Annotated in this window: 3 protein-coding genes; all 3 read right to left on the bottom strand. The window is 69.0% G+C overall.

From position 1 onward, the window contains the following. Nucleotides 1-39 precede the first annotated feature (39 nt). The 3 genes from ACFU74_RS18565 to ACFU74_RS18555 all read right to left on the bottom strand — a co-directional run bounded on the left by ACFU74_RS18565 (nt 40) and on the right by ACFU74_RS18555 (nt 6,035). Nucleotides 40-1,692: an APC family permease gene (locus ACFU74_RS18565; RefSeq protein ID WP_380757887.1), complete on the bottom strand. Its 1,653-nt coding sequence runs from the start codon at nt 1,690-1,692 to the stop codon at nt 40-42. Nucleotides 1,693-2,034: 342 nt separating this feature from the next. Continuing rightward, nucleotides 2,035-3,024: a NaeI family type II restriction endonuclease gene (locus ACFU74_RS18560; protein ID WP_380757885.1), complete on the bottom strand. Its 990-nt coding sequence runs from the start codon at nt 3,022-3,024 to the stop codon at nt 2,035-2,037. A 35-nt stretch (nt 3,025-3,059) separates the two neighbouring features. Then, nucleotides 3,060-6,035, bottom strand: a complete 2,976-nt coding sequence (locus ACFU74_RS18555) for a Z1 domain-containing protein (protein ID WP_380757882.1) — start codon at nt 6,033-6,035, stop codon at nt 3,060-3,062. Nucleotides 6,036-6,057: the final 22 nt, after the last annotated feature.

Genomic DNA, 6,057 nt, shown 5'->3' with positions numbered 1-6,057 from the left:
GAGGACACCCGGTCGGCGCTTTCGCATGTACGGCGGCGGTCAGGCCTGGGGAACCGCGGCGCTCTCCCGGTCGGGAACCGGTGCCCCGTCGGCCTCCAGCAGTTCGCGCTTGACGGCGGCCAGGGTGGGGTTGGCCCAGGCGCTGCGGACGCCCCAGGCGTAGAAGGCCAGGGCGATCACGGTGACGACGAGGAGGTCCCAGCCCTCCGGCAGGTAGCCGTGGCCGCCGAAGTCGGCGGAGCCGGCCCAGGAGACACCGGCCATCACGAAGAGGTAGGCGATCATCCAGGCGCCCGCCTTGAGGTGCGGCTTCAGTTCGGCGAACGGCTTGCGCAGCTCGTAGAAGGCCCAGATCGGCAGGCCGGCGGCCATCAGCAGGATGACCTTGCCGGTGAGCGGCCAGCGGGCCCAGTACAGCACCAGCGAGCCGAACACCATCGCGACCGGGGCGATCACCGGCATCGCGCGCAGCCGCACCGGGCGCGGCAGCTCGGGCGCCAGGCGGCGCAGCGCCATCACGGCGACCGGGCCGGTGATGTAGGAGATCACGGTGGCCACCGAGACGATCTCGGCGAGCGAGCCCCAGCCGCGGAAGACCGCGAGGAAGCCGAAGGCGACGACCAGGTTGAGCACCAGCGCCGGGCGCGGGATGCCGGTCCTGCGGTCGACCTTGCCGAAGACGGACGGCAGGTGGCCGTTCTCCTGGACGCCGTGGATCATCCGGGAGGTGGTGGCGGCGTAGATCATGCCGGTGCCGCTGGGGGAGACGAAGGCGTCCGCGTACAGCAGCAGCGCGAGCCAGTTCAGGCCCCAGGCGATGGCCAGGTCGGCGAGCGGCGAGGTGTAGCCGAGGCCGCTCCAGCCGTTGGCGAGGTCGGCGGTCGGGACGGCGCCGAGGAAGGCGATCTGCAGCGCGACGTAGATCACCAGGGCGATCAGGATCGAGCCGATCACCGCCTTGGGCAGCGACTTGCCGGGGTTGCGGGCCTCGCCGGCCAGGTTGAGCGGGGACTGGAAGCCGTTGAACGCCCAGACGATGCCGGAGACGGCCACCGCCGTGAACACCGCGCTCCAGCCGTTCGGCGCGAAGCCGCCGTGGTCGGTGAAGTGCGAGGTGTCGAAGTGCGCGAACAGCAGGGCGCCGGCGGTGAGCGTGGGGACGACCACCTTGAACACGGTGATCGCGGTGTTGGTCTTGGCGAACAGCGTGATCGCGAACCAGTTCAGCGCGAAGTACACCAACAGCAGCACACTGGCCAGCGCCACACCGCTGACGGACAGCTCCTGCCCGTCGTACAGCCCCTTGGCCCAGTCGAAGTCCCAGGAGCTCATGTACTGCACCGAGGCGGTCGCCTCGCCGGGGATGACCGAGACGATGGCGATCCAGTTGGCCCAGGCGGCCAGGTACCCGGCCAGCGACCCGTGCGAGTACTGCCCGTACCGGACCATGCCGCCGGCCTTGGGGAACATCGACCCCAGCTCGCTGTAGGTGAGCGCGATGGTCAGGGCGACGGCCGCCCCGATCACCCAGGCGACGATCGACGCCGGCCCGGCCAGCCGCGCCGCCCGCTCGGCCCCGAAGAGCCACCCCGACCCGATGATCGACCCCAGTCCCACGGCGGTGAGGCTGATCGTGCCGAGCGAGCGGCGGTAGTGCTGGTGTGATGCCGTCGTCGACTCGGGTTCACTCACCGTATCGGTCCTCTGTCTCATCATGTCACTTGGTTTTCCGGACAAACGGAGACAGCCTAAGCGGCCAAATCGGGCGAAACCTCAAATGACCCTCAAATGCGACCCAAAACACCCGATCGTTGTCATATCGTGCCCGAACTGACTTCCTTTGGCGGAGGTGCCCGGGACCGAAGCGGGCGTGCGAAGGAAGGGAGGCGCAGGCCGGCGGGCGCTTCCTCGGGTGCCTTGGAGGGTTTCCCGTTGAAGGGGGTGCCGGTAAACGGTGCAGCCCGGATTCGGCTTCCTGGCGGGCGCCGAGGCAGGCGCCGAGGGCCTTCAGGGGCTGCCTGCTCCCGTTCCTGCTCAGGCCCTGCCGGTCTGCGGATCGGGCAGACGCGGGGCGGGCTCCCTGCGGTGCTCCCACTCGCCTTCTTCGGCGACGACCCACAGGCTCCCCCCGATCTCAGCGCTCTGCCTCCCTGCATGCGCGGGACCGGCGCGGACTACCCGGTGGGCTACGAACTCACCCTCCTCCGGGACCTGGCCTCCCAGGGCGGCCGCGATGGCCTGGTGTACTGGGTAGTCGCCGAGGATGATGATCCCCTCTTCACGGAGCTTCGGGCGTGCGCGGTTCGGGCCCCCTTCCCGGACGCGGGCCATGTAGTCGACCTGCTGCGCCGCGGTACGGACGACTCCGCGGCCGATGCGCCTGCCGCGGACGAGTCGGAACAGCTGGTTGATGCGCATCTGCCCCTTCATTCTGCCGGGGACGAGGATCTTCGAACGGATCTCGGGATCCAGGTGGAGCAGGACGTTCTCCGGCAGGTCCGCGTTGTGCCAGAGCCAGACGATCCGGTCGCGCTGTGCCGCTTGGATCGTGAGCTTCAGGTCGCGGTTGGTGCCGCCGTTGAGGATTTCCGGCCGTATGCGCACCAGGCCCGCACTCCACCGGCTTCTGTAGTCGTTGGCCCACACGAGCAGGCAGAGGTGTCCCACGGCTTCCGGCGGGATCATCCAACTGCCGAACTGTTGGGAGTACTTGCAGTCCACCTCAATTCCGGCGATCTTGTAGTCCATTGCCGAGCCGTCGCTGAACTCGAACTCCCGCTGGAGATTGATCTCCACCAGTGTTCCGGCATGCGTCTTCTCTGTCTTGAAGAGGTCCTTCCAGTCGTACCGGCCAGTGCGCTCGCCGTCGAGCAGCTGGTCGATAGTCTCCCTCAGGACGGTGGCGAATCGCCTGCCGGCCGGGTCCATGCGTACCAGTTCGGCCCGGACCTTCTCCAGCTCCCGGTCCTTCCCGACACCCTGCGGCTCGGGAAAGAGCGGTAGCGGCACGGCTTCCGACGTCATCCCGCCCCTCCTGTCTTCTGGTCGTGCGGCGCCGGTCAGCGCTCGGAAACCTCGATGATGGCGTTGTCCTGGCGGGAGTCCTTGGCCTGGAAGCGGACGAGCCTCCGGGTGGAGTCGATGGCGGATCTCGGCGGGATCAGGCTGAACGCCATCACGACCCTGGACGGGTCGGCTTCGCCGTTCCTGACGGCCGCGAGTACGTCCGCTTCGGTCTTCCCCTCCACCACCGGGTAGACCAGCGCCACGCCGGTCCGGGGGCCCAGGGCGCCTTCCACCCCGTCGTCTTGGGCGGCACTGTCGATCAGCCACTTCGCCAGCAGCTGGTGCTCGACGCCGGCGATGCGGCTGAACGAGGGCTTGCCCGCCTGCCGGCTCCGGCGGACGAGCGACATCGGGACCGAGCCCGCTACCGCTGCGTCGGTCCGGGCGCCCTGAGAGAGCTGCGGGGCGATAAGGAGCCACTCGTCGACGGTGGCCAAGCGCCCGTCGAGCTGTGCGAGGTAACGGAGGTGGGGCTGGAAATGCCCCTCGCGCTCCCACTCCAGCCCGCTCAGGACGGAGATGAGGGCCGACTGGCTGACGCGGGCCGTGAGCGCGCTGAAGGACCTGCCCGGCCCGCCGGAACTGTCGGCCGGAGCCGTGAACACGGCGGCCTGCGGAGTGAAGGCGCGCAGCAGCGATCCCCACCGCTCGGTGTTGCGCCGCAGGGCCGCTTGGGACAGCGGGTAGGCCGCGGGCTCGATGGGCCTGCCCGGCGAGCGGACCTCAACGAGTTCGGCGTTGAACATCTTGTTGCGGGCAGAGGGCTTCACCCAGGAGAGGTGCTGCGCCACCAGCGGAGGTATCTCGGCGGGAGTGACCTGGGGCTTCCCGTCGACGAGCTCGGAGTACTGGGCGAGTTGCTCGCGGAACACCTCCTCGTCGCGGCAGATCGCTTCGAACGCCTCGTAGAGGTCGGCCGTCGAAGTCTTCGTCATCGGCTCCTCGCGCCCGATGTACAGGCGGACCAGGTCGCGGTAGCCCGGGCGGAACCCGAACCAGCGCCCCATCTGCATGAGGGTGTCCGCCTGCCGGGTCATCCGCCGGTAGTAGGTGGTGGTGAGGCCCTCGACGGTGAACCCGCGGGAGAGCTTGGTCCCGCCTATCAGGATCTTCCAGACGTTGGGGGTGCGGTCGAAGTCGAGGTCGAGCTGCTCGAAGTAGCGGTCCGAGTCGCCGTTGACCACCACGACCGGGCTGCCGCCCCTGCTGATCAGCTGCCGCGCGCGGCTGACATAGGGACGCAGTTCGTCGTATCCGGCGGGGGCGGGCAGATCGGCGGCCCGCGCTCCGGAGACGGGTGCGAAGTCATCGGCCCAGAGGGCGGCGAGCCGGGTGTGGCCCTCCGAAGAAGCGTAGCCGGAGCTGTGCCACATGCTCGTGATGCGGTCGGCGAGCTCCGCATGGTCGTCCATGCGTACGGACTGGTGGACGAGCATGGTGTGGTGGCGGAAGGGTCCGTCCGGCACGCCTCGGTGGGATCGGAAGAGCTTCAGCGCCCCGGCGAGGACGAAGCTGTCCATGGCCTCCTGCAGGCGGTCGTCGGCGCTGTCCCAGATCCCGCGGACGTGGGCCTGCTGCTGGGAGTTGGCGACGGTCCGCTCCGCGGGCTCGAGCGGCGAATCGAGGTCGTGGAAGTCCTGGACGCCCATGTAGCCCTGGGGGCGGGGCAAGGAGATGAGGAAGTCGCTCGGGAAGATGTCCTCGGAGTCGCCGGGGTCGATGAAGACGTTGGCGAACGGGGTGGCGGTGTAGCCGACGTACTGGGCGCGGGGCAGCAGGCCGAGGAGCTGTGAGATGAGGCCGTTGATCGCTGTGCGTTCGGTGGACCCCTTCTCCCGCTTCCGGGGGTCGGTGGTGTTGACGGAGGCCTGGTCGGACTCGTCATCGATGATCAGGGTCGGCAGTTCGCCGAGGAGGCCGCGAATCTGCTTGAGGTCCTTGACCAGTTTCGCCAGGACCGCCTTGTTCTTCTTGACGACCATGATCCTGGCGGCCGCGTGGTGCAGGTTTGCCGCGTCGTACAGCGGGAGGGCGTGGTCGCGCTTCTCGACCTCCAGCACGCGGATGCCCTGTGCGAGGCTCTTGTAGTCGTTGTCGCGAGTAGTGAGGCGTTCGATGTCGAAGGCGTGCAGCGTCGAGGGGCGGCCGCCGTGCCTGACGAAGTCCGCCCAGTCCGCGTCGTCGCCCACGTAGTCGATTCCGACGAGGGCGTCGACATCCTCCGGGTCCGCGCCGCGGAGGATGTTCTCCTGGCCCACCAGCTCCATGTCGAGGCGGCGCTGCGTCTGGGCGCGCAGCAGGTTGAGGGTTCCACCGAGGACGATGACCAGGCGGTACCCGGCGTCGATGGCCTTGGCGGTGACGCCGGTGAAGTTGGCGGTCTTGCCGGACTGCACATAACCGACGACCAGGCCCTTGGTCTGGCGGGCACTGCTCTGCTCAGGGTCTGTGAGCCGCTCCACCACGGAGCGGCTCGCCTCGTCCAGGCTCGCGATGGCGGCGTCAGTCCAGCCCTTGTCACGGAGTTTGCGTTCGTACGCGGGCCAGTAGAAGGAGCGGGACGCGGCGCGCTCAGGCGTGTACCAGGCAGCGTGCTCACGTGCGATGACGGTGGCCCCGGCGAGTCGGGCCACCGGTACTGCGGCGTCGAGTGCCTTGCGCAGGTCGTCGCCGAGGCGGAGCCGGTCGTAGGCCGCTGTACGGCGCGCGTCCGTCCGGGGGGCGGTCTCCGGCGACCAGCGAGGGGCCTCCGCGAAGTCCCATGCTGTCAGCGTGCGGGACCACAGCGCGGCAAGTGCTCCTCCGCTGAGGGCGTCCTCCGCGAGGCGCTTGCCGAAGGTCTCGTCGCTGAGGTCGGCGTCGGCGAAGTCCTCCTCGGAGGCGAGCTCCGCCGACTTCCTGAAGTGGCGGGGGCTGGCGCGCATACCGCTCAGGACGTCGGTGTGGATCTCCAGGAGTATGTCGGTCACGTCGTGTCCCTCGGTCTGGGGG

Origin of the sequence: Kitasatospora sp. NPDC057500, assembly GCF_042802195.1 — a bacterium.
In the GTDB taxonomy this organism is placed as follows: domain Bacteria; phylum Actinomycetota; class Actinomycetes; order Streptomycetales; family Streptomycetaceae; genus Kitasatospora.
This window is presented reverse-complemented; position numbering and strand designations above follow the sequence as displayed.